Origin of the sequence: Streptomyces sp. NBC_01571 (assembly GCF_026339875.1) — a bacterium.
Lineage (GTDB): Bacteria > Actinomycetota > Actinomycetes > Streptomycetales > Streptomycetaceae > Streptomyces.
Map to the genome: position 1 here is coordinate 3439687 of NZ_JAPEPZ010000001.1, position 25238 is coordinate 3464924.

The window sequence follows — 25238 nt, forward strand, 5'->3', positions numbered from 1 at the left end:
GTGCAGTCACAGGATGTAGCCCCGCGCCCCACAGCCTCCTCAGGACCGGTCGTCGACGTCGCCCAGGCCGAGGCCGCGCTCGTCGAGCACTACCCGCGGCTCGTCCGGCTCGCCTATCTGGTGCTGCCGCCGAGCCTCGGCCGCAACCGGCGGGTGCTGACCGCGCACGCCCTCACCCAGCGAGCGCTGCCCCGGCGCCGCACGCCGTCGTCCGTGATCCCGGCCCAGGCCACCGGCCGCGACGGCGACCCGGCCTACGCCTTCGTACGCCTCACGGTCGTGCGTACGGCACTGGAGGCCGGCCTGCCGCTGCGGCGCACCGCGTGGCCCAAGCGGTCCCAGCTGCCGCCGCTGCTGCCCCACGTGTGGGGCCTGAGGCTGTTCCCCCGCTCGGGCGGTGCCGACGAACTCGCCCTGGACCAGCGGCTGTCCGCGCTGTCCGGCGCGGCCCGCGCCGCGTATGTGCTGCGCGGGCTGGAGAAACTGGCCGACGCCGACGTGCGCAGCGTGCTCGCGGCGGCGGGAGTCGGCGATCCGCGTGCGGCGCTCGCGGAGGCCGACCGGGTCGAGGCCCGCGACCCGCTGCTCCACTCACCCGAGTTCGACCCCTGCGCGCTGCACGCCCGGCCCACCGACCTGATGCGGCGCAGGCAGCACATGAGGGCCGCGCTCGCCGCCGGTGCGGCGGTCGCCGTCTGCGGTGCGCTGCTCGCCCTGCCCGGCGACGGCTGGGGCCCCGAGGGCGCCGCGGCCCCCTCGTACGCGCAGAACCCGGCCGCCGTGGCCGCGCTGGATCCCGGAAAAGTGACCCGGGTCTCCCCGGCGGCCTGGCGGACGTCCGCGCGCACGGACCTCTCCGTGTGGCCCGCGCGCGGAAACCTCGCCGCAGACAGTGCGCTGCTGCGCCGCGCCCTCGCCGTCTGGGCCCGCCCGGGCGAGTCCGTGCAGGTCTCGGCGACCCCGGGCACCCCGGCGGGTGCCCCGCCGGGACCGCCCCAGCTGCTGTACGCCGGTGACGTGGACCAGGCCCGCGTGGTGCTGTTCTACGACGGACTGCGCATCGCCCGCTACGCCGAGCCGCGCGACGGCACCGGCGGGGCGGCCCTCGACTTCGCGCGGGTCGACGGCGCGCGGGGGGCCGAGGCGAGCGCGGTCGTCCTGGACCGTGCCGACGGCAACGTCCGCTATCTGACCGCTCCCTGGGTGACCGGGGCCGCCGAGCGCGACCTGATGAAACCGGCCGCGGACCCGACGGCCCTCACCCTGTCGGCCGACGGTGCCACCTCCCCGCTGGCGGGTCCCGCCCGGACGGGCACGTGCACGTCGTGGAACGCGCTGCAGCTGACCGACGCCGCCGGCACCCGGTTGACGACCGACCTGGGCGAGCTGACGCCGGCCCATCTCACCTCCGGTTCGCCCTCGGCGCCCCACGAGGCCACCGGTGCGGCGGCGCTGCGGAACTGGGCCCCGTTCGCCTGCTCGCTGTCCGCCGTGCGCTCCGAGGGCGTGCGGTCCGTGAACGCGTGGCAGTTCGCGCGCCAGCCGCTGCCGGACGCGAGCGGGGAGGCCGCGTGGGTGTGCACGCGGGCCGACACCTGGCGGGGTGACGGCACCCGCGTCCTGGCCCAGTTCCACACCCCGGGCGGTACGTACGGGGCGGTCGCGGCGAAGGCCGAGAACTCCCCCGCGTGCGGCGCGCGCGACCCCCATGTGCTGGCGGGTGTGCTGTGGAAGTCGGGAGCGGGCGCCTGGTATCTGCTCGCGGCCGGCAGCAAGGGCACCACGTCGGTCACCGCGACCGGTGGGGTGACCGGATCCGCGCGGGGTCCCCTGCTCGCCGTGCGGACCGAGCAGGGGGCCCAGGCGGAACTGCGGGGGAACCTGACGGACGGCAGGTCGGTCACCGGGCTGCGCTAGGGCCGCGGTCCGGTCCCAGGGCCGCGAAGCTAGTTGACGTTCGTGTCAACAAGTGGGCGCACAGGGGTTCTCCCCCCGCCCTACTCGTCAGTACATTGACGCCATGTCTCACACGCACGCCCGACCGCCCCGGCCGGTCGCATCGGAGCGGACAACGCTCAAGGCGCGGAAGGTGTCGTTCTCCTGGGAGGACACACCCCTGCACTGGGTGCCGGGAGACCCGTTCGCCACCCACACGATCAACGTGCTGCACCTGCTGCTGCCCGCCGGTGAACGGTGGTTCGTCCACGTCTACCGGCAGGTGCTGCCCCACATCAGGGACGAGCGGCTGCGCGAGGACGTGATCGGGTTCATCGGGCAGGAGGCGATGCACTCGCAGGCCCACGACGAGGTCCTCCCCCACCTCAGGGAGCTCGGGCTCGACCCCACGCCCTACACCGCGCAGGTCGACTGGCTCTTCGAGAAGCTGCTCGGCGACCGCACCCTTCCCCCGGGCCGGGCCCGCAGCTGGTGGCTGATGGAGCGGGTCGCGATCATCGCCGCCATCGAGCACTACACCGCCTTCCTCGGCGACTGGGTCCTGAACGCCGAGGAGTTGGACCGGCGCGGCGCCGATCCGCCCATGCTGGACCTGCTGCGCTGGCACGGCGCGGAGGAGGTCGAGCACCGCTCGGTCGCCTTCGACCTGTTCATGCACGTCGACGGGGGCTACCGGCGGCGCGCGCGGACCTGTGCCACCGCCTTCACCGCGCTCGTCTTCCTGTGGCAGCGCGGGGCGCGCTTCTTCATGGAGAACGACCCGACCCTGACGGCGGCCCGGGCGAGCTTCAAGGGCTTCTACCTGAGCGGACAGCAGGGCGTGCTGCCGTCGACCGGGGACATGCTCAAGTCCATCCCGCGCTACCTCAGCCACTCCTACCACCCCTCCCAGGAGGGGTCCACCGCGCAGGCCGTCGCCTATCTGGCCACCTCCCCCGCCGCGCGAGCCGCGGCCACGGCCGAGGAGCGCGCGTGACACCCCGGCTGCGGACCCTCGCGGCCGTCGCGGGTACGGCCCTGCTCGTCCGGCGCGCACTGCGCCGCCGGATCGGGGCCTCGCCGCTGTGGCCGCTGCCCGCCCTGGAGGAACCGGTCTCCGGCCGCCCGCGCTCCCGGGCCCTGCGGCTGACGGTCACCGGACACGAGCGGATCGCCGACGGTGTCGTACGACTGCGCCTGGAGGGGCCCGGTCTGCCGCGCTGGGAACCCGGCGCCCACCTCGACCTGGTGCTGCCGTCCGGACTCGTACGGCAGTACTCGCTGTGCGGCGACCCCGCGGACACCTCGTCGTACACCGTCGCGGCACGGCTGGTCGAGGACGGGCGGGGCGGCTCGCGCGAGGTCCACGAACGGCTGCGGGAGGGCATGACGGTCGAGGTGCGCGGACCGCGCAACCGTTTCCCGCTGGCCCAGGCGCCCGGGTACGTCTTCGTCGCGGGCGGCATCGGGATCACGCCCCTCCTGCCGATGCTGCGGGCGGTCCAGGGCCGCGCGGACTGGCGGCTGCTGTACGGCGGGCGCACCCGGGCGTCGATGCCGTTCCTGGAGGAGATCGAGAAGCTGGACCCGGCGCGGGTCACCGTCGTGGCCGAGGACATGGACGGGCGGCCGGACCTCGACACGCTGTTGGCCGGCCTGCCCGAGGGGACGGCCGTCCACTGCTGCGGGCCGGAGGGTCTGATGGCGGCCGTCGGGGAGCGGCTGCCGCAGGGGGCCGCACTGCACCTGGAGCGCTTCACTCCGCGCGCCGCGGCCGCGGGTGACGGCGACACCGCCTTCGAGGTCGAACTGCGCCGCAGCGCACGGACCGTGACCGTGCCGGCCGACTCCACACTGCTCGCCGCCGTACGGGCCGAACTGCCCGGCACCCTCTACTCCTGTGAGCAGGGATTCTGCGGAACCTGCCAACAACGCGTCCTGGAGGGCGAGATCGACCACCGGGACGAACTTCTCACGGACACGGAGCGTGGCGACTCGATGCTGATCTGTGTGTCGCGGGCACGCGGCGACCGCCTGGTGCTGGACATGTGAACGCCCCTGGTCGGTCCAGCCCGTTCCCGGCCGGATCCGATCGGTAAGGTGTTCGCATGACAACCGGGGTACGCCGCAGGATGGGTGTCGAGGAGCGGCGGCAGCAGCTGATCGGCGTCGCCCTCGAACTGTTCAGCCGACGCTCGCCCGACGAGGTCTCCATCGACGAGATAGCCTCGGCGGCGGGCATCTCACGACCGTTGGTCTATCACTACTTCCCCGGCAAACTCAGCCTGTACGAAGCCGCGTTGCAGCGCGCCGCGGACGATCTCGCGAGTCGGTTCGTGGAGCCGCCGGAGGGGCCGCTGGGCGCGCGGCTGCTGCGGGTCATGCGCCGGTTCTTCGACTTCGTGGACGATCACGGGCCCGGTTTCTCGGCGTTGATGCGCGGCGGCCCCGCGGTCGGCTCCTCGAAGACCAACGCGCTCGTCGACGCGGTGCGGCAGGCCGCGTATGTCCAGATCCTGTCGCACCTGAAGGTCGAGAACCCGCCCGTCCGGCTGGAGCTGGTGATCCGCTCGTGGATCTCGCTGGTCGAGTCGACGGCACTGCTCTGGCTGGACGGCCGGCGGATTCCGCGCGGCGAGCTGGAGGTGCAGCTCGTGCACGACTTCGCGGCGCTGGCCGCGGTGAGCGCCGCCCGGGACGAGGAGCTGGGCGCGGTGCTGCGCGGTGCGCTCCAGGGCGAGCCGGGCGACGGGCCGTTCACCGACCTCGCCGTCCGGCTCATCGCGCTGGCCACGCCCCCGAAGGCGTAGGCACCCCGGTCAGTTCCCGCTCCGCTCCTCGGACTTGCGGTACGAGGGGTCGAGATCGCGGACCTCGGCGGAGACGTGCAGGACGAGGCCGTCGGCGGGCTCGACGTACTTGCGCAGCAACTCCAGCACCGACTCGGTGAGCCGGACCTTGGTCTCCTCGCTGCGGCCGGCGAGCAGGGCGAGCGTGACGTGCACGACGGCGTGCCCGTCCGCCTCCGCACCCACCACGTTGTCCCCGGTCGGCCGGAACCGTGTCTTGCACGCCTCGATCCGTGCGGCCGCCGTCTCGACCACGACCGGGTGCAGCGCGAGCGCGAATCCGCGCCGGTCGAAGGACTCGTCGAGCGCGCCGGAGTAGTCGACGGTGATCTGCGGCATGGGCACTCCTGTTCTAGGTCAACGAACTCACCTTAGGGCCTGGCCTGGCCCGGCCTGAGCTGGAGTGCCAGCATCGCGACGTCGTCCTCCCGGTCCTGACCGAAGCGGTCCAGGAGCATGTCGCACAGCGGGCGCACCCCCGGCGGGGCGTCGGCGACGGCCACGCGCAGGCGTTCCATGGAGAGCGCGAGGTCGGTGCCGCGGGTCTCGATCAGGCCGTCGGTGACCACGAGAAGCCGGTCCGTGGGCTCCAGGAACAGTTCGGTGGGCGTCGGCCGGTTCACCGCGAGACCGAGGCCGAGCAGCGGCCCGTGGGCCTTGGCGTAGTCGGCATCGCCCGAACCACGCACGATCAGCGGCGGGATGTGACCCGCGTTGGCGATGCGTACCCGCCCGGTGTCCGGCTCGACCAGGACCAGACAGACGGTCGCGGTGATCTCGGGGTGGTAGCGCTGGAGCATCCGGTCGAGGCGCTCGGCGAGGACGGCCGGGTCGCTGTCCTCGACGCAGTAGGCGCGCAGCGCGTGCCGGATCTCGACCATCACGGTGGCCGCGTCCAGCGAGTGACCGACGACGTCGCCGACCGCGGCGAGGACACCGTCGCCGACGCGCAGCGCCGCGTAGAAGTCGCCGCCGATCTCGGCCTGCTGGGACGCGGGTTCGTAGCGCACCGCGATGTCGACGCCGGGCAGGTCGGGCAGCTTGTCCGGCTGGGGCAGGAAGCTGCGCTGCAGGGTGAGGGCGACATGGCGCTCGACCTGGTACATCAGCAGCGGCTCGGCGGCGAGCGCGGTGGCCTGGGCGAGCCGTGCCACCCCGGCCTCGTCGGCGGGGCTCTGGGGGCGCGAGTCGCGTACCGGCGTCGCCAGGCACACCGGCGCCTTGCCGCCCTGGGCCAGCACCAGCCGGGCGTCGTCCTGGACGCCGGGCCGGAAGAACCCGGCGGGCCACAGCGGCGAGTGGACGACGGTGCGGTGCACGACGGCCCTGCCCGCTCCGAGCCTGCCGATCACCCGGGCCACTGCGTCGTGCGCCTCGCGGTCGGGCAGCGCGAGGGCGATCCGCTTCGGGGACATGCCCCGGTACAGCTCGCCCTCCGGGCCGAGGACGAACACGACGGCCGGCAGGCCGGTGAGCCGGGCGGTGCCCTCGGCGGCAGCCTCGACGAGCTCGTCGAGGCTGCGTGCGGCCTGGACGGTGACGATCGTCTCGGACAGCAGGGTCAGCCGCCGTATCAGCGCCTGGTCGTCCGCCCGCAGCCGGGCCGCGCGCACCACGGTCCGTACGACCGTCCGGATCTCCTCCGGCTCGGCCGGCACCGTCAGACAGGCCTCGGCGCCCGAGTCCAGGCTGCGGCGGCGGTCGTCCGGGGCCGCGCCGGCTGCCGAGAGGTGTACGACGGGCACCGCGGCCAGAGTCTGATGCGCCTTGAGCCGGCGGCAGAGTTCGAAGCCGGTCATGTCCCGCAGCCGCACGTCGACGAGAAGCACGTCCGGCAGGGTGCCCTCGCGCAGCCGGGTGTCGAGTTCGCGCAGTGCCTCCGCGGCGGTGGCGACGGGAACGACCTCGTGACCTGCGCGGCGCAGCAGCGCGCTGACGGCGAGCCGGTCGTCCGGCACGCCGCCGACGACCAGCACGGTGGTCGTCCCGTTCCTTCTGCTGTTGCCGTCCAACTGAGCGCCTCGGGCATGCCGGTGGGGCGGACCGGGTTCCCGGTCCGCCCCACCAAGGTAATGCCCTTGTCAGGGGGTCCGGGAGAAGACGGCAACAGTCCGTGCCGGAACAGTGAAGGTTCCCGTCTCCTTCGTGTACGCGGCGGACTTGACGACGGGGTCGGCGCCCGCCCGTTGCACCGGGTGCAGCGCGTAGCGCGTCCCGGACAGCGAGCCGATCCGCTGTTCCTGGGGTCGGGGCGTCGCGTTGAGGACGACGACGAGGTCGCCGAGCTTCATCGTGATCACGCCGGGTGTCTCGTCCTTGCCGGACAGCGGGAAGGAGAGCTTCGACTGCACCTGGCCGGCCGTGGCGAGCGAGAAGACGCCCTCGGTGGCACGGATCCTCAGCAGGTCCTGGTACGCGGCCGAGCTGCCCTCGATCTGTCCGCACCCGACCTTGACCGTGCTCAACAGGGATTTGGCGTAAGGCCACTTGGACTGGTTGTCGGCCGCCATCGGCAGCCCGCGCCCGAATCCGTTGCCGTCCCGGCAGTCCCAGTGGACGGCGTTGAACCAGTCGCCGCTGTCGAAGGAGTTGCGGTCGAGGGACTTGGAGCGCAGCAGGTCGGAGCCGGCCTGGGAGAGGGACGGGCCCTGCGAGAGGGTGGCCGTCGCCATGGCGAGCACCTGCATACGCGCCCGGTCGTCCGCGCTCGTGGTGGCCGGCAGCTTGTAGGTGAGGGCGTCGTACAGGGACTCGTTGTCGTGCGCGTCGGCGTAGGCCAGCGCGTCGCCCGGCGCCTCGGCGTACCCGGCCGGCTGGCCGTTGTAGTCGACCCCGGAGCCCGTGACCTCCTTGCCCGCGGAGTCGGTGAAGCGGTACGCGGCCAGGTTGCCGGTCAGGCCGACCTTGATGAGGTCCTGGTAGTGCAGCAGGCGGGCCTTCTGCTCGGCCGGGGTGCCGTTGGCGGAGGAGGAGTTGGGGTCGGTGAACAGACCCGACGCGAAGCCCTGGACGCCGGGGTCCTCGTCGAAGGGGCTGCCGCCGCGGACGGCGTCGCGGGCCCGGTCGGAGAAGGTCGCGATGCCGGTTCCGGCCATGTTCTTCTGGGTGGCCTGCACGAACCGGGCGTCGTCGGCGACCTCACCGAAGTTCCAGCCCTCCCCGTACAGGATGATCTTCTTGCCGTCGACGCCGTCCTTCGCGACCGTGAGCGCGTCGAGGGCCTTCCTGACCGCCAGGATGTTGGCCTTGGGGTGGTGTCCCATGAGGTCGAAGCGGAAGCCGTCGACCTTGTACTCCTTGGCCCAGGTGACGATCGAGTCGACGACGAGCTTGCCCATCATGGCGTTCTCGGGGGCCGTGCCCGCGCAGCAGGTGGAGGTGGCCACGCTGCCGTCGGCCATGAGCCGCTGGTAGTAGCCGGGCACGATCCGGTCGAGGACGCTGGTGTCGGCCTGGCCGCTCGCGGCGGTGTGGTTGTAGACGACGTCCATGACGACCCTGAGGCCGTCCTCGTTCAGCGACTTGACCATCTTCCGGAACTCGACCGTGCGCCCGGTGCCGTCCGGGTCGGTGGCGTACGAGCCTTCCGGCACCGTGTAGTGGTACGGGTCGTAGCCCCAGTTGTACGCGTCCTTCGCGGCGGTCTTCGCGACGCACTCCTGCTGCTTCTCGGAGTCGGCCGGGTAGGAGGCGAGGCCGCAGTCCGTGCTCTCCTGGTCCGCCTTCTTCTCGGGAACGGTCGCGAGGTCGAAGGCGGGCAGCAGGTGCACGTACGAGGTGCCGGACGCGGCCAGCTTCCGCAGGTGCTTCGAGCCGTCGCTGTTCTTGTCGGTGAAGGCGAGGTAGGTGCCCTTGTCCTTCGCGGGGACGGTCTTGTCCTCCACCGAGAAGTCACGGACGTGCAGTTCCTGGATCTGCGCGTCCCGCAGCGGCACGGCCTTCGGCTTCTTCAGCGAGGACCAGCCGGACGGGGCGAGGGACCTGGCGTCCAGGTCGACGACCAGGCTGCGCTCGGAGTCGGTGGTCAGGGCGACCGAGTACGGGTCGGTGACCTTGTTGGTGACGAGCTTGCCGACGGTCGGCGCCCACACCTTCACGACGTAGCGGTAGGGCTTGCCCGTCCAGGACCGCCTGCCCGTGACGGACCAGACGCCGGTGGTGTCGTTCCGCCGCATCGCGACGGTGGTGCCGTCGAGGTCGAGGCTCACCGACTGGGCGGTCGGGGCCCATACGGAAAGGGTGGGGACTCCGTCGTGGAAGACCGGTCCGAGCCGCGCCTTCCGCGCGTCGTACAGGTCGTCCAGGACGCCGGCGGTCTGCACGCCGGTCGCCGCCAGCACGGCGCCGTTCGCCGCGCGTTGCGAGGCGACGAGCTGGCCGCCGAGCGACGCGCGGACCCGGTCGCGGTCGCGCGGGTCGACCGACCAGGCGGTGTACGTCTTCAGGTGCGGGAACGCGGCCTTCTGGGCGTCGGTCAGAGTGGTCTTCTCCAGCCGCAGCCAGCGCTCGTCGTCACTGGTCAGCGTCCCGTCCTTGACGGCGATCGAGCCGTCGCGGGAGGACAGGAGCTGGGTGGACACGGCGGCGTCGGAACCGTTCCAGGCGACGGTGTCCCGGTCGATCCAGACCGCCTTGGCGGTGGTCAGGTCGAGTGCGGCCGCGCTGCCCGCGGGCTGCGGGAGCAGGTACTTCTCCTGGCCGTTCAGCAGCCACACCTCGTGGCCGTTCGCGGTCAGGTCGAGGGACTGGTCGGTGGGCAGGTCCTTCTCGTCGCCCTTGTGGAGGATGTAGCTGAGGCTGGTCGCGCCTTCGGCGAGCGGCACCTCGTAGACGGCTCCGTAGGCGTCGGTGCGTACCGGCTCCAGGGGCTTCGTCCAGTCCGTGGGCGTCGCGGCCCCGGTCCAGGCGTGCAGGCCCCAGCCGGCGTAGTCGCCGTCGGCGCGGTGGTAGTGCAGGACCGCCTTGGTCTTGTCCTCGGCCGGGTGGTCGGGCCGCTCGGTGAGGACCGGCTCCTTGCCCTGTTCGAGCCAGACCTCTCCTGTCCTGGTGACGTCGATGGTGCGGTCCGTGGCGACGTCCTTGTTGCCGTCCTTGTCGATGACGAGGAACCCGACGCTGGAGGCGCCCGGCTTCAACTTGACGTAGGCGAACGCCCCGTAGGCGTCCCGGCCGATGAAGTCGTGGCCCGCGGGCCAGGTCGTCGCCTCGCCGTCGGCGAGGTCGCCCCAGGCGTAGAGCCGCCAGTCGGTGTAGTCGCCGTCGGTGCGCTTGTAGTGGACGACCGCGTAGTCGCGCGAGGAGGCGGTGGGGACTTCGGGGGCGGGCGGGGTCCCGGTGGTGGACGTCGCCGTCGCGCTCGCGGTACGCCCGGCCGAGTCGACGACCACCGCCTTGTAGCGCAGGGCGGTTCCGGCCGGCACGTCCTCGCCGATGACCTGGGTGACCTTGTACGGGGCGTGGTCGGCGGAGCCGAGGGTCCGCCACTTTCCGTCTCCGACCTGGGCGGCGAAGACGACGCGGTCGAGCTGACCGCCGGTGACGTCGGCGCCGAGCTCGACGGTGCCGGTCGCGCCCGCGTCCGGCGCCTTCAGGGTGAGCGAGGGCTTCGCGGCGGGGGCGCCGAGCGGACGGCCCGCCTTGAGGACGACGGCGGAACCGGCGGGGACGGTGACGGTGACGTTCCTGTCGGCGTCGCTGGTCAGCCGGGACGAGGTCCCGTAGATCCCCTGGAAGGTCATGCCGGCGGAGCCGGTCGCGAAGGTCGCCGTCTTCGCCTCGCCCGCGTTGTTGAGGGCGACGAGGTACTCGGTCCTGTCGCCGCCCGTCCGGGAGAAGGCGTAGACGCCCGCACCGTCGGCCGCGTACCGCTCGGTCTGCACTCCGTCCGCGAGGGCCGGGTTGTCCTTGCGGAGCTTCGAGAGAGCGGCGATCTCCTTGTAGAGCGGTGCGCTCGTGTCGTAGGCGTCGCTCGCGTGCGTGCGATCGGTGCCGAGCTCGTCGTCGTCGAGGTAGTCGGCGACCTGGGAGGCGAACATCGTCTGACGGGCGTCCTTGTCGCCGCCGGCGCCGGTGAAGCCCTGTTCGTCGCCGTAGTAGACGACGGGGTTGCCGCGGCTGAGGAACATCAGCTCGTTGGCGAGCCGGTCCTTCTTCACCAGCTCCGCGTCCGTGCCCTTCGGGTCGTCCTGCCTCAGGAAGGATCCGATGCGGCCCATGTCGTGGTTGCCGAGGAAGGTGACCTGCTCGTACGCGTTGGCCTTGTCGGTCGTGTACTTGTAGTCGTCCCCGAACACGGACGCCAGCTTCTTCGCGCTGCCGCCCTGGGAGGCGTAGGAGCGCGCCGCGTCCTGGAAGGGGAAGTCGAGGGTGGCGTCGAGCCGGCCCTGGGTGACGTACGGCGAGGTGACCGAGGTGTCGGCGGAGTAGACCTCGCCGAACATGAAGAAGTTCTTCCGGCCGCGCTCGGCGGCGTAGCGGTCCAGGGCGGTGGCCCACTGCGTCCAGAACGGCATGTCCACGTGCTTCACGGTGTCGATCCGGAAGCCGTCGACGCCGAAGTCCCTGACCCACCGCTCATAGATCTTCTCCATGCCGCTGACGACCTCGGGACGCTCGGTCCACAGGTCGTCCAGGCCGGAGAAGTCGCCGTACGTGGTGGACTCGCCCGCGTAGGTGGAGTCGCCCCGGTTGCTGTACATGGCCGGGTCGTTGAGCCAGGACGGGACCTTGGCGTTCTTCTTCGCGGCGGGCACGGTCGGCGTGCGCGGGAAGGAGTCGGTGTCCACGGACGGGAAGCCGTGGGTGCCGTCCGCGTAGTCCGCGTCGTCGAAGGGCCGGCCCTCCTCGGTCAGATAGGGGAAGGCGCCCTTGGAGAGGTAGTCGTAGGACTTCTCCTGGTAGTCCACGACGTCGGCCGTGTGGTTGGTGATGACGTCGAAGAAGACCTTCATGCCCTTGGCGTGGGCCGTGGAGATGAGGGTCTCCAGGTCCTTGTTGGTGCCGAAGTGCGGGTCGACGCGGGTGAAGTCGGTGATCCAGTAACCGTGGTAGCCGGCGGAGGCGTCCGTGCCGGTGCCCTGCACGGGCTGGTTCTTGAAGATGGGCGCCATCCAGATGGCGGTGGTGCCGAGCCCCTTGATGTAGTCGAGCTTCCGGGTCAGGCCCTTGAGGTCGCCGCCCTGGTAGAAGCCCTTGTCCGTGGGGTCGTAGCCGGTGGAGAGGCGGGAGCCGGTCAGGCCGCCGCGGTCGTTGGCCGTGTCGCCGTTGGCGAAGCGGTCCGGCATCACGAAGTAGAACTGCTCGCGGGTGTCGTCGTGCCGCGCGGGCTCGGCCGCGAGCTTCGCGTCGGACGGGGGTGCGGGCGGGGTCTCGGCCCGCGCCGCGAGGGGTTGCGCGAGCGATACGGCGAGCGCGGCGGCGAGGACCGCCGCGCGCAGCCTGGAACGGCCGGGGCGACGCGCCGGCCCTCTCGGTATCAGGTCCACCGGTGTGAACTCCTAGCGATTACGGCGCATATGGGTCCGACCCCGCGCTGCGTTCCGGCTCCGGTGCCGAACGCCCGCGTGACCGTATCGCTCACGCAAGGTTTACAGCAAGAGTCTTGCAAGGTGCGGAAAGACTTTTCAGCAGCTGGACTTGCCCGCGTACAGGGCGAGTGCCGTGTTGGCGCCCAGCGTCGCCGTGAACTGTCCCGAACCGTTCACCGTGACCTGCGTGTTGTTCTGCACGTTGCAGTAGGTGCCTGCCGCGAGGGACGTCGTGTACGTCCGACTCAGCGAGGAGGTCTCGTGGTTGATGGCGACGAAGCCCTTGCTGCCGCGGCCGAAGGCGATGGCGTCGTTGCCGTCGTCCCACCAGTCGGTCAGGGACTGTCCGCGGGTGGCGTTGCGGAAGGCCACCATCGACTTGATCTCGGGCCAGGCGTGCTGGCACTTCCAGCCGTCCTGCCAGCAGGCGTTGACAGTGCCGCCGTTGGGCGGACCGGCGTCCGCGTCGGACCACTCGTAGCCGGAGTTGATGTCCGGGGCGCCGTACGGGTAGGCCAGCATGAAGACGTTGGCGAGCGTGTAGTTCGCCCCGTCCTTGTAGTTCAGGGTCGAGCCGTTGCGCTCGGTGTCGTGGTTGTCGACGAAGACGGCCGCGACGGAGCTGCCCATATAGCCCCAGCCCTCGCCGTAGTTCTTCAGATACGCGAGGTTCTCGTTGTTGAAGACCCGCTTGAGGTCGTACGCGTACCGGAACTCCTGGACGTCCCCGTTGCCGGTGTACTCGGTGGGCTGGACCGCCTCGCCGGAACCGTAGATGACCTCCTGCTTCCAGTACACGGACGGATTGCTCAGCCGGGACTTGATGTTGGCGAGGTCGGCCGCCGGTATGTGCTTGGCGGCGTCGATGCGGAAGCCGTCGACGCCGTACCCGAGCAGGGTGTTCATGTACCCGGCGATGGTGGACCGGACGTACTCCTCGCCGGTGTCCAGGTCGGCGAGACCGACGAGTTCGCAGTTCTGGACGTTGGCGCGGTTGGTGTAGTCGCTGATCGTCGCCGTGCAGTCGTCCATGTCGTACGAGGAGTACAGGCCCGGGTAGTTGTACTTCGTGTACGAGGACCCGCCGGTTCCGGTGCCGGATCCGGCCGCCATGTGGTTGATCACCGTGTCCGTCACGACCTTCACCCCGGCCGCGTGGCAGGTGCTGACCATGTTCCTGAAGGCGGTGGCGTCACCGAGCCGTCCGGCGATCTTGTAGCTCACGGGCTGGTAGGAGGTCCACCACTGCGAGCCCTGTATGTGCTCGGCGGGCGGGGACACCTGGACGTAGCCGTAGCCGGCCGGGCCCAGCGTGTTGGTGCACTCCTTGGCGACGGAGTCGAACTTCCACTCGAACAGGACGGCGGTGACGTCCTTGGTGCCGGGCGGGGAGGCCTGGGCGGTACCGGTGGGCAGGACCACCGAGGCCGCCATGCCCGCGGCGAGCGCGAGCGCGGTGGCAAGAGTTCTCTTGGCCATGTCATCTCCTGCACGTCGTTGTGCGGTGGGGGTGTACGGGTGCGGGTGACCGGGGCTCCGGGGTGCAAGTGGGGGGCCCTGGAAGGAAGTTGCCCAGTAAATCAGTCGGGCGTGAGCCGGAACGTATCCCTTGCCGCCAAGTTTCAGCAAGATGTCGTAAGGAATTTCAGCGCGTAAAAAAGTGGTGCCCCGGTCCAGGAGGACCGGGGCACCACTCAGCCGTCGTGGCGGGAGGGTCAGGCTGCCCACCACACGGTCGTGTCGGCCGGCAGCTTCGCCTCGCCGTCCCGCGACAGGGTCACCTCGCCGCTCGCGACGAGCACCCTGCCGTACGCCGGAACGGTCACGGACTCGCTCCCGGTGTTCGCGGTGCAGACGAACGCGCCCCGGCGGAAGGCGAGGACACCGTCCGGCGCATCCAGCCAGCTGACGGTGTCGCCCGCCCCGAGGTCGGACCGCTCGCGCCGCACGGCGAGCGCGTCGCGGTACAGCTCCAGCGTGGAGCCGGCCACACCGGTCTGTGCCTCGATGCTCAGCTCCGCCCACTCGGCGGGCTGCGGCAGCCAGCTGCCGCCGCTGCCGAAACCGTACGAGGAACCCGTCCGGGTCCACGGGATCGGCACCCGGCAGCCGTCGCGGAAGCCGTCCTGGCCGGCGCCCCGGAAGTAGGCGGGGTCCTGGCGCACCTCGTCGGGCAGGTCGACGACGTCGGGCAGGCCGAGCTCCTCGCCCTGGTAGAGGTAGGCGGAGCCCGGCAGCGCCAGCATCAGCAGGGTCGCCGCGCGGGCCCGGCGCAGCCCGAGCTCCCGGTCGCCCGCGGTGCGGATCTGGGTGCCGAGGCCCGCCTCGTTGGCGAACCGGGTGGCGTGCCGGGTCACGTCGTGGTTGGACAGCACCCAGGTGGAGGGGGCGCCGACCGGGCGCATCGCGTCGAGGGTGCGGTCGATGACGGAACGCAGCTCGGCCGCGTCCCAGTGGGTGCCCAGGTACTGGAAGTTGAAGGCCTGGTGCAGCTCGTCGGGACGCACGTAGTTCGCGGTGCGCTCGATCGTCGGGGTCCACGCCTCCGCGACGAAGATGCGCTCGCCCGAGTACTCGTCGAGGATCGTGCGCCACTGCCGGTACACGTCGTGCACGCCGTCCTGGTCGAAGAACGGCATGACATCGTTGCCCAGCAGCTTCAGCTGGTCGTGGTCGCCGAGGTCCGGCAGTCCCTCCGCCTTCACCAGTCCGTGCGCGACGTCGATACGGAAGCCGTCGACGCCCATGTCGAGCCAGAACCGCAGGATCGAGCGGAACTCGTCGCCCACGGCCGGGTGTTCCCAGTTGAAGTCCGGCTGCTCGGGCGCGAAGAGGTGCAGGTACCACTCGCCGGGGGTGCCGTCCGGCTCGGTGACCCGGGTCCAGGCGGGGCCGCCGAAGATGGACTCCCAGTCGTTGGGCGGCAGTTCGCCGTCCGCGCCCTTGCCGGGACGGAAGTGGTAGCGGTCGCGCAGGTCGGAGCCGGGGCCCTCGCGCAGGGCGCGCTTGAACCACTCGTGCTGGTCGGAGGAGTGGTTGGGAACGAGGTCGACGATGATCCGCAGGCCGAGGTCGTGGGCGTCACGGATGAGGCCGTCGGCGTCCAGGAGACTGCCGAACATGGGGTCGACGGCCCGGTAGTCCGCCACGTCGTATCCGGCGTCGGCCTGCGGCGAGGCGTAGAAGGGACTGAGCCACACGGCGTCCACACCGAGGTCGCGCAGGTATGGCAGTCGGGTACGTACGCCCTCCAGGTCGCCCATGCCGTCGCCGTTGCTGTCGGCGAAGCTGCGCGGATAGACCTGGTAGATCACCGCGTCGCGCCACCAGTCGCGACGGGCGGCGACGGTGGCGAGGGCGGAGTTCGGGGCCTGGTCGGCGGAGTGCTGGCTCATGGCGTCCTTGATGCGGTGGGGGTCCCCCCGCTCGGGCGAAGCCGAGAGGGGGGAGGAGTTCGAGGTGGGATCTCCCCCTCCGCCCCGGGCGGGGCCCGGGGCTCGGCGAGGGAGGTGCGTCGTCGGGGTGGCGGAACGAGGCGGCCGCGGTGCCGGCGGGGTCGGATGGACACCGCGGCCGCCACCCGCGCGCGACGAGCGCGCGGGAGCCTGGGGGCTTCCCGGGCGGGTCAGCCCTTCGTGCCGCCGGCGGTGAGTCCGGTGACGAGGTTCTTCTGCACGAGGTAGAAGAACGCCGAGACGGGTATCGCGATGAGCACCGCCGTGGCGGCCATCAGGTTGCGCTGCGCGTCGTGCTCGCTGACGAAGCTCTGCAGGCCGACCGCGAAGGTGTACTTCGAGTCGTCGAGCATGAACGTGGAGGCGAACGCGACCTCACCGAAGGCGGTGATGAAGTTGTAGAAGGCGGCGACCGCGAGGCCCGGCTTGGCGAGCGGCAGGATCAGCCGGAAGAAGGTGCCGAAGGGGCTCAGCCCGTCGACGCGTCCGGCCTCGTCGATCTCGAACGGGATGGTGTCGAAGTAGCCCTTGAGCAGCCAGGCGCTGTAGGGCACCGCCGTCGAGCAGTAGACGAGGATCAGGCCGAAGTAGGAGTCGATGAGCTGCAGGTCCGAGAGGATCTGGTACATCGGCACGATCAGCACGGCGATCGGGAACATCTGCGTGACCAGCAGGACCCACATGAACTTCTTGTAGCCGGGGAAACGCATGCGCGAGACCGCGTACCCGGTGGTGGCCGCGACCATCACACCGATGACCGTGGTGCCGAGCGAGACGACGAGCGAGCTCTTCATCCACTCGAAGAAGTTCGTGTGCTGGAGCACGAAGGAGTAGTTGTCGAACGTCATCTTGTCCCAGATGCGTCCGGGATGCAGGTAGTCGTCCTTGTCCGGGCCGAGGGACAGGAAGATCAGCCAGGCGATCGGGAAGAGCGCGATCAGGCTCGCGACGATCAGGATGCCGTGGGAGGTGAGCGAGCCGACGAGCCCGCGCTCCCCGCGTCGGCGGCCCCGGACGGACGGTTCTCCGTGCGCGGGGACCTGCTCGGCCGGAGACGTCCGAAGGGTGGTGGTACTCATGGAGACTCCCGCCTCAGATCGCGAGCTGCTGGTCATTGCGGTTCAGCCAGCGGCGGTAGAAGGAGGTGAAGACGACGAGGATGGCCAGCAGCAGCATGCCGTAGGCGGCCGACTGCGCGAAGTCACGCGGCTGCTGTCCGAAGCCGAGGTAGTAGGCCCAGGTGACCAGGATCTGCGCGTCCGGCGCGGTGTTGCCGAACAGCAGGAAGATCACGGCGAACTGGTTGAACGTCCAGATGATGCCGAGCAGGACGACGGTGGAACTGACCGACCGCAGGCCCGGCAGGGTGACGTAGCGGAACTGCTGCCAGGCGTTCGCGCCGTCCATCTCCGCGGCCTCGTACAGCGTGCCGTCGATGGACTGCAGGCCGCCGAGGAGCGAGACCATCATGAAGGGCACACCGCACCAGGTGTTGACCATGATCGCCGCGAACCGCTGCCAGAAGGTGTCCTCCAGCCACAGCGGCGACGGCAGGTGCACCGCGTCGAGCATGGAGTTGATGATGCCGCCGTCCGCCAGCATGAAGCGCCAGCCGAAGACGGTGACGAACGTCGGCACGGCCCAGGGCAGCACCAGGAGCAGCCGGTAGAAGGTGCGGCCGCGCAGCTTCTGGTTGAGCAGCAGGGCGAGACCGAGCCCGATGCAGTAGTGGAGGGCCACACAGAGCACCGTCCACACGATGGTCCAGATGAAGTGCGACCAGAAGCGGTCGTACGACGTCGGGCCCCACAGGATGTCCTTGTAGTTGTCGAGGCCGATGAACTTGTAGGTGGCGTCGATGTGGTTGACGCCGATCGTGCGGGCGGAGTTGAGGCTGTTGGCGTCCGTGAGCGTCAGGTAGAGGCCCCGCACCAGCGGATACAGCACCAGTCCGCCGAGCACGACGACCACCGGGGCGATCATCGCGTACGCGTACCAGTACTTCTGGTACCCGCGCTTGAGACGCTGGAGCCGACCGGGGCGTGACCCGCGGTCACCGACACGCTTTCCGGTCGCTCGGTCGATGGCGACTGTCATGGTTCGACACCTTCTGGAAGATCAGGGTTGGGGCCGTGCGCACGCCGGTGGCCGTCGGATCCCCTCCCGTTCCCCGGGGTCCGGGAGGGGATCCGACGGCCACACGGACTCACTTGCTGAAGTCCGGGACCAGCTTGGCGATCGCCAGTTCGACGTTGCTCAGGCCCTTGTCCAGGGACTCCTTGCCACCCGCGATCTTCGGCAGCTCGGTGTCGAGCGGGCCCCACAGCGAGCTGTACTCGGGCAGCGCCGGCCGCGGCTGGGCGGCGGCGAGCACCGTCTGGTAGCCGGCGATGCCCGGGTCGGCCTTGACGGCGCTGGTGTAGGCGTCGTCACGGGTGGGCAGCGTGGAGTTCTTGAGCGCGATCTTGGCCTGCGAAGCGGCCGAGGTCATGAACTTCACGAACTTCAGCGACGCCGCCTGGTGGGCCTTGTCGGACCCGGCGTAGACCGAGAGGTTGTGGCCGCCGGTCGGGGCGCCCGCCTTGCCGGTGGAGCCGGCCGGGACGGTGGCGATACCGAGGTTGGTCTTGTCCGTGAAGGCCGAGCCCTTGTAGAAGTTGGTGATCTCCCAGGGTCCCTGGACGATCGAGGCGACCTTGCCGTTGACGAACGCGTCCTGGATGTGGGCGTAGGCGTCGGCGGTGGTGTCGGCCTTGTGCAGTCCCTTGCCGGAGAACAGGCCCTGCCAGGTGCCGTACGCCTTCTGCGCCGCGGCCGAGTTCACGGTGATCTTCTTGGCGGAGGCGTCGACGGTGTCGGTGCCCTCGCCGTAGAGGAACGACTGCGCGTAGTACGCCTGCGTCGAGCCCCAGTAGCCGTCGACGCCCGTCTTCTGCTTGATCGTGGCGGCGGCCTTCTTCAGGTCGTCCCAGGTCTTGGGGGCCTCGGTGATGCCGGCCTTCTTGTACAGCGCCTTGTTGTAGACGAGCGCGAGGGTGTCGGTCACCAGCGGGACACCGTACGTCTTGCCGTCGTACTTGGCCTGCTCGATCAGGCTGGGCTGGAACTTGGCCTGGTCCGCGAGGGCCTCGGTGCCGTCCAGCGGCAGGAAGAAGCCCTTCTTCGCGAACGCGGGGGTCCAGCCGACCTCCGAGCGCAGGATGTCCGGGGCGCCCTTGGAGCCGGCGGCCGTGTCGAACTTGTTCTGCGCCTGGTCGAAGGGGACGTTGACGTACTTGACCTTGATGTCCGGGTTGGCCTTCTCGAACTGCTGGGCCAGTGCCTTGTACGTCGGCGCCTCATTGGTGGCGTTGGAGGTGTCCCACCAGGTGATGGTGGTGGGGCCGTCCGACTTGTCGCTGCCGCTGTCACTGCCGCCGCAGGCCGTCGCCGCGAGGGCGAGGGACGCCACCAGCGCGGTGGCCGCTATGCCACGCCGCATGAGATCTCCTTGAGGGTGAAAGCCCGAGTGGGTGGGGAAGCGGTCCCGCCCGCTCCCCTTGCCGACTTGCCGACTGCGCCGTTGCGTCCGCCGGGCGACGTGAACGTAACAGCGTTGTAAGCGGCGCGAAAGACCTTGCAGCAAAAAAGTGCAAGGACTGCCGAGAGTTACCCGCCCGTGACCGGGCGGCGATGGTACGGAAACCCTTGTCCGACGCCGCTCAGCGGGCGGCGGAGCCCCTGTGCAAGACTCTGCAAGCTCTTGCCATACCCGCCCCGTACGGGGATCATCGGCCCGTCAGCGCCTTGCAGGAGCCACCCCTTCCCGCGGCGCACGTCCGGGACGCCGAGCCGACCAGAACACGAGGGAGCGCGATGACGCAGCAGCCCGGAGCGGGCCGATCAACCGCCCGCACACGGCGTCTGGTTGGTGGGCAGGGCGAGAACCGGCAGGTACAGTCCCATCCCGTGACCACACGGCTTGCCGACATCGCAGCCCAGGCGGGGGTCAGTGAGGCGACTGTCAGCCGCGTCCTGAACGGGAAGCCCGGTGTCGCCGCGACCACCCGCCAGTCCGTCCTGGCCGCCCTCGACGTGCTGGGCTACGAGCGCCCGGTCCGGCTGCGGCAGCGCAGCGAGGGCCTGGTGGGCCTGATCACCCCCGAGCTGGAGAACCCGATATTCCCCGCGCTGGCGCAGGTCATCGGGCAGGCGCTGACCCGCCAGGGGTACACCCCGGTCCTCGCGACCCAGACGCCGGGCGGCTCGACCGAGGACGAGCTGACGGAGATGCTGGTGGACCGGGGCGTCGCCGGCATCATCTTCGTCTCCGGGCTGCACGCGGACACCTCGGCGGACATGCAGCGCTACGAGCAGCTGCGCGCCCAGGGGGTCCCCTTCGTCCTGGTCGACGGGTTCTCGCCGAAGGTGCAGGCGCCGTTCATCTCGCCCGACGACCGCGCGGCGATGGACCTGGCGGTCACGCACCTCGTCTCGCTCGGGCACACCCACATCGGGCTCGCCCTGGGTCCGAAGCGGTTCGTGCCCGTGCAGCGCAAGATCGAGGGCTTCGTGCGCACGATGCAGGAGCAGCTGGGGCTCGCTCCCGCCGATGTCGAGGAGCGACTGGTCCAGCACTCGCTGTACACCCTGGAGGGCGGACAGGCCGCGGCCGCCGCGCTCATGGAACGGGACTGCACGGCGATCGTCTGCGCCAGCGACATGATGGCTCTCGGGGCGATACGGGCGGCGCGCGGGCGCGGCCTGGACGTACCGAAGGACATATCCGTCGTGGGCTTCGACGACTCGCCGCTGATCGCCTTCACCGACCCGCCCCTGACGACGATCCGCAAGCCGGTGCCGGCCATGGGGCAGGCTGCGGTGCGAACGCTGCTGGAGGAGATCGGGGGGACTCCGGCTCCGCACAGTGAATTCGTGTTCATGCCGGAACTGGTGGTGCGCGGTTCAACCGCTTCGGCCCCTGGGGACCGGAATCGTCCCTAGGGAGGATCCCCTACGCCTCTCGTAGCGGTCCGCTCGGTGTAGAACGTGCGGCCAGGACCCGACCAGGGGATGATCGGTCGCGGAACGCTTTTCTGGCAGACTTTGCGCCTATGGGTGAGACGACCGTGACGACACTGGAAGGCCAGGACCGGGCCGCTCCACGCCCCGTCGCGGAGGACCGTGCGGGAAGGACCTTCCTGCGCCGTCTGCGGACTCCGCGTCGCCCCCGCTTCTGGTTCGAGATCCTGCTCATCGCGGCGAGTTACTGGACGTACTCGCTGATCCGCAACGCCGTGCCGGAGCAGAGGGGCAAGGCCCTGCGCAACGCCGACTGGATCTGGCGCGTGGAGCACCATCTCGGGATCGCGGTCGAGCAGTCGGTCAACCATGCAGTCAACTCGGCGACATGGTTGATCATCGGGATGAACTACTACTACGCGACGCTGCACTTCGTGGTGACGCTGGCCGTCCTGGTCTGGCTCTACCACAGCCATCCAGGCCGCTACGCGGCGGCGCGCCTGGCCCTGTTCGCCACGACGGCGGTGGCCCTGGTCGGCTACTACTTCTTCCCGCTCGCCCCGCCCCGCCTGATGAACGGCGGCCACTTCGTGGACACGGTCGTCGTCCACCACACCTGGGGCTCGATGGCCTCCGGCGACCTCAAGCACATGTCGAACCAGTACGCCGCGATGCCGTCGATGCACATCGGCTGGTCGCTCTGGTGCGGCCTGACGATCTTCGCCCTCGCCTCGGCGCCGTGGGCCCGCATCCTGGGCCTCCTCTACCCGGCGGCCACCCTGCTGGTCATCGTCTCCACCGCCAACCACTTCTGGCTCGACGCGGTGGGCGGCATGCTCTGCCTGGCCTTCGGCTTCACGGTGGCCCGCCTCTGGTACGGCACCCTCCCGTACGCGCTGCCCCGCTGGGTACCCGGGACGCGGGGGACACCCATGCTCCCCCTCAAGACCTGACAACGCCCCGGAACCCCTCCAGAGCCCCTCTGCCCCCCAGCGCAGCTACCCCCACGCACCCGCCCCCGCACCCGACGACGCACACGAGGGGCCGTGCCGGTACGTCGCAGCCCGTCGCTTACGCCCGGATCGAGCAGCGGCTCCCGTACCCGGCCCACGCCTGATCCAACGGCGACGGGCTCGACGTACCGGCACGGCCCCGCCCCACCACCGCCGACACACACCCCCGCACCCGTACCCGCACCCGACGACGCACGCGAGGGGCCGTGCCGGTACGTCGCAGCCCGTCGCTTACGCCCGGATCGAGCAGCGGCTCCCCTGCCCGGCCCACGCCTGATCCAACGGCGACGGGCTCGACGTACCGGCACGGCCCCGCCCCACCACCGCCGACACACACCCCCGCACCCGCCCCGACGCTTCACGCCCCGTAGAACAACTCGTCCACCACGGCCCGAGCCCGCCGTGTGGTCCGCCGATAGTCGTCGAGCATGTCGCCCACGTGACCGGGCCCGTACCCCAGGTACCGCCCCACGGCGGCCAGTTCCCGCCCGTCGGACGGAAACGTGTCCCCGGCCCGCCCCCGCACCAGCATCACGGCATTGCGCACCCGCGTGGCCAGCACCCACGCCTCGTCGAGGATCGCCGCGTCCTCCCCCGACACCAGCTCCGCCGCGCACGCGGCCGCCAGCGCCTCCCGCGTCCGCGTGGTCCGCAGCCCCGGTTCGTCCCACCCGTGCCGCAACTGGAACAGCTGCACCGTCCACTCCACGTCGGACAGCCCACCCCGCCCCAGTTTGGTGTGCAGCGTCGGATCGGCCCCGCGAGGCATCCGTTCCGACTCCATCCGGGCCTTCAGCCGCCGTATCTCCCGTACGGCGTCTTCGCCCAGCCCCTCCGCGGGGTACCGCAGCGGATCGACGAGCTCGATGAACCGGCGCCCCAGATCCTCGTCCCCGGCCACGAACTCGGCCCGCAGCAGCGCCTGCGACTCCCACACCAGCGACCACCGCCGGTAGTACGCCTCGTACGACTTCAGCGAGCGCACGAGCGGCCCGGACTTCCCCTCGGGCCGCAGATCCGCGTCGATCAGCAACGGCGGATCCGCGCTGGAGACCTGGAGCAGCCGCCGCATCTCGGACACCACGGCGTTGGCGGCCCGGGACGCCTCGTGCTCGTCCACGCCCTCCCGGGGCTCGTGCACGAACAGTACGTCCGCGTCGGACCCGTAGCCGAGCTCGTGCCCCCCGAACCGCCCCATCGCGATCACCGCGAACCGGGTGGGCAGGGTGTCCCCCCACCCGTCCCGCACCACGGCCCGCAGGGTCCCCGCGAGCGTCGCCGCGGTCAGGTCGGACACCGCACCGCCGACCTGGTCCACGAGGGCGCCCTGGTCGGCGACGACGGGCGTCTCCTCGGTGCCGTAGGAGGCGACGATGTCGGCCGCGGCGGTGCGGAAGAGCTCCCGCCGCCGCACCCCGCGCGCGGCGGTGACCGCCTGTTCACCCCCGGCGGCCCGCCCCACCGCCGCGAGCACCTCCTGCTCCAGATGCGCCCGGGCGCGCGGCTCCAGCCCGCCGCCGTCCCCGTCGCCGAGCAGCGCGACCGCCTCCGGGGCACGCATCAGCAGGTCGGGGGCGAGCCGCCCCGCGGACAGCACGCGCGCCAGGTTCTCGGCCGCGGCGCCTTCGTCTCTCAACAGCCGCAGGTACCAGGGGGTCTTGCCCAGCGCGTCGGAGACCTTGCGGAAGTTGAGCAGACCGGCGTCGGGTTCGGCGGAGTCCGCGAACCATCCCAACAGCACGGGCAGCAGGGTCCGTTGGATGGCCGCCTTGCGCGAGACGCCGGAGGCCAGCGCCTCCAGGTGCCGCAGCGCGGCAGCCGGGTCCGCGTATCCGAGCGCGACCAGCCGCTCCCGGGCCGCGTCCGCGCTCAGCCGGGCCTCACCGGTGGCGAGTTGGGCGACCGCGTCGAGCAGCGGCCGGTAGAAGAGCTTCTCGTGCAGCCGCCGCACCACGGCCCGGTGCCGCTTCCACTCGCGTTTCAGCTCGACGACCGGATCGACACGCAGCCCCAACGACCGTCCGATGCGTCGCAGATCGGCGCTGTCCTCCGGCACCAGATGGGTCCGCCGCAGCCGGTAGAGCTGTATGCGGTGCTCCATCAGTCTCAGGAACCGGTAGGAGTCGTCGAGCTGGACGGCGTCGGCACGCCCCACGTACCCGCCCGCGGCGAGTGCTTTCAAGGCGTCGAGCGTGGTGCCGCTGCGCAGCGAGGAGTCGGCGCGGCCGTGCACCAACTGCAGGAGCTGCACGGCGAATTCGACGTCCCTCAGCCCTCCCGGCCCGAGTTTCAGCTCCCGGTCGACCTCGGCCACGGGGATGTTCTCGACCACCCGGCGCCGCATCTTCTGCACGTCGGCGACGAAGTTCTCGCGCTCGGCGGCATGCCAGACGAGCGGCGCGAGCGTGGCCACGTACTCCGCGCCGAGCTCGATGTCCCCGGCGACCGGCCGCGCCTTGAGCAGCGCCTGGAACTCCCAGGTCTTGGCCCAGCGCTGGTAGTAGGCGAGATGGCTGCTGAGCGTGCGGACCAGCGGTCCGTTGCGCCCCTCGGGCCGCAGGTTGGCGTCGACGGGCCAGATGCTGCCCTCGACGGTCGTCTCGGAGCAGATCCGCATCATGTGGGCGGCGAGCCGGGTGGCGGCCTGGATCGCCTTGCCCTCGTCGGCCCCGTCGACCGCCTCCCCCACGAAGATCACGTCGACGTCGGACACGTAGTTGAGTTCGTGTCCGCCGCACTTGCCCATCGCGACGACGGCGAGCCGGCACAGCGCGGCGTCGCCGGGCGCGGCGTCGCAGGCGATGGCGAGCGCGGCGCGCAGGGTGGCGGTGGCGAGGTCGGCGAGCTCGGCGGCGGTCTGGGCGAGGTCGGTGGTGCCGCACACGTCGCGGGCGGCGATGGACAGCAGACAGCGCCGGTAGGCGACGCGTAGCGAGACGGGGTCTTTCGCCTCCGCGAGGCCGTCCTCGAACTCCGCCACTCCGGGATGCAGGTCCTGCGGCTCGTAGGTGACGAGTTCCTGCCAGTCGCCCGGATGGCGGGCGAGGTGGTCGGCGAGGGCGGCGGAGGCGCCGAGCACGCCGAGCAGCCGGTCGCGCAGCGGTTTGGCGGCGACCAGCGTGTCGAGGAGTTCGCGTTCGGCCGTGTGGCCGCCCTGCGCTTCGACCAGCCGGACAAGCCCGAGCAGTGCGAGATCCGGGTCGGCGGTCGTCCCGAGTGCTTCGAGGAGCACCGGATCGGCCCTTATGGGCGCGAGCTGGTCGCTCTCCAGGAGCCGCTCGGCCGCCGAGGGATCGGTGAAACCGTGCCGCAGCAGCCGTGTGAAGGTACTGCTTCTGCGCCCCGGCGCCGTCATCCTCGGCCTCCCTCGGATCGAAGTCGCACCACCGGTCCGGTCAGCGTCGCGCGGCCGGTCCGATCAAGGTCGTACGAGCCCGAGCCTAACCGGAGAGGCGTGCG

Annotated in this window: 15 protein-coding genes; 6 read left to right on the plus strand and 9 right to left on the minus strand. The window is 70.9% G+C overall.

What is annotated here, in order from left to right; genetic code table 11:
• From OHB41_RS15510 to OHB41_RS15525, 4 genes are all read left to right on the plus strand, one after another.
• Positions 1-1917, plus strand: a complete 1917-nt coding sequence (locus OHB41_RS15510) for a hypothetical protein (protein ID WP_266698730.1) — start codon at positions 1-3, stop codon at positions 1915-1917.
• Positions 1918-2020: 103 nt separating this feature from the next.
• Positions 2021-2932, plus strand: coding sequence for a metal-dependent hydrolase (locus tag OHB41_RS15515; protein ID WP_266698731.1), 912 nt, complete (start codon positions 2021-2023; stop codon positions 2930-2932).
• The gene (locus tag OHB41_RS15520; protein ID WP_266698732.1) at positions 2929-3987 is read left to right on the plus strand and encodes a PDR/VanB family oxidoreductase; all 1059 of its coding nucleotides are present in this window, start codon (positions 2929-2931) and stop codon (positions 3985-3987) included. The genes OHB41_RS15515 and OHB41_RS15520 overlap by 4 nt, the downstream gene beginning before the upstream one ends.
• 56 nt (positions 3988-4043) lie before the next feature.
• A complete protein-coding gene (locus tag OHB41_RS15525; protein ID WP_266698734.1) occupies positions 4044-4745 on the plus strand; it encodes a TetR/AcrR family transcriptional regulator in 702 nt (233 codons plus the stop codon).
• Positions 4746-4754: 9 nt separating this feature from the next.
• On the opposite strand, the gene OHB41_RS15530 is transcribed toward OHB41_RS15525, so the two are convergent.
• The 8 genes from OHB41_RS15530 to OHB41_RS15565 form a co-directional block, all read right to left on the minus strand.
• Positions 4755-5123, minus strand: coding sequence for a 5-carboxymethyl-2-hydroxymuconate Delta-isomerase (locus OHB41_RS15530; RefSeq protein WP_266698735.1), 369 nt, complete (start codon positions 5121-5123; stop codon positions 4755-4757).
• 32 nt (positions 5124-5155) lie between these two features.
• Entirely contained in the window at positions 5156-6796 is a 1641-nt protein-coding gene (locus tag OHB41_RS15535) for a fused response regulator/phosphatase (RefSeq protein WP_266698736.1), read from the minus strand.
• A 69-nt stretch (positions 6797-6865) separates the two neighbouring features.
• Positions 6866-12262 carry a pullulanase-type alpha-1,6-glucosidase gene (pulA, locus tag OHB41_RS15540; protein WP_526025043.1) on the minus strand — a complete coding sequence of 1799 codons (5397 nt, stop codon included), beginning with the start codon at positions 12260-12262 and terminating at the stop codon, positions 6866-6868.
• A gap of 144 nt (positions 12263-12406) precedes the next feature.
• On the minus strand, positions 12407-13789 hold the full coding sequence (locus tag OHB41_RS15545; RefSeq protein ID WP_266698738.1) for an alpha-amylase: 1383 nt from the start codon (positions 13787-13789) through the stop codon (positions 12407-12409).
• A gap of 236 nt (positions 13790-14025) precedes the next feature.
• A complete protein-coding gene (locus tag OHB41_RS15550) occupies positions 14026-15705 on the minus strand; it encodes a glycoside hydrolase family 13 protein (protein ID WP_266698739.1) in 1680 nt (559 codons plus the stop codon).
• A gap of 230 nt (positions 15706-15935) precedes the next feature.
• Complete coding sequence (locus tag OHB41_RS15555; RefSeq protein ID WP_266698740.1) at positions 15936-16844, minus strand: sugar ABC transporter permease; 909 nt, start codon at positions 16842-16844, stop codon at positions 15936-15938.
• 13 nt (positions 16845-16857) lie between these two features.
• Complete coding sequence (locus OHB41_RS15560) at positions 16858-17862, minus strand: carbohydrate ABC transporter permease (RefSeq protein ID WP_266698742.1); 1005 nt, start codon at positions 17860-17862, stop codon at positions 16858-16860.
• A gap of 109 nt (positions 17863-17971) precedes the next feature.
• On the minus strand, positions 17972-19246 hold the full coding sequence (locus tag OHB41_RS15565) for an extracellular solute-binding protein (protein WP_266698743.1): 1275 nt from the start codon (positions 19244-19246) through the stop codon (positions 17972-17974).
• Positions 19247-19713: 467 nt separating this feature from the next.
• Between OHB41_RS15565 and OHB41_RS15570 the strand changes: the two genes are divergently transcribed.
• Together OHB41_RS15570 and OHB41_RS15575 are read left to right on the plus strand one after the other, a co-directional pair.
• Positions 19714-20748 (plus strand): LacI family DNA-binding transcriptional regulator, encoded by a 1035-nt coding sequence (locus OHB41_RS15570; protein ID WP_266698744.1) that lies wholly within the window; start codon positions 19714-19716, stop codon positions 20746-20748.
• A 110-nt stretch (positions 20749-20858) separates the two neighbouring features.
• Positions 20859-21719, plus strand: a complete 861-nt coding sequence (locus OHB41_RS15575) for a phosphatase PAP2 family protein (RefSeq protein ID WP_266698746.1) — start codon at positions 20859-20861, stop codon at positions 21717-21719.
• Between the two features lie 418 nt (positions 21720-22137).
• Here OHB41_RS15575 and OHB41_RS15580 read toward each other — a convergent pair whose 3' ends face one another.
• Positions 22138-25134 (minus strand): bifunctional [glutamine synthetase] adenylyltransferase/[glutamine synthetase]-adenylyl-L-tyrosine phosphorylase, encoded by a 2997-nt coding sequence (locus tag OHB41_RS15580; protein ID WP_266698748.1) that lies wholly within the window; start codon positions 25132-25134, stop codon positions 22138-22140.
• Positions 25135-25238: the final 104 nt, after the last annotated feature.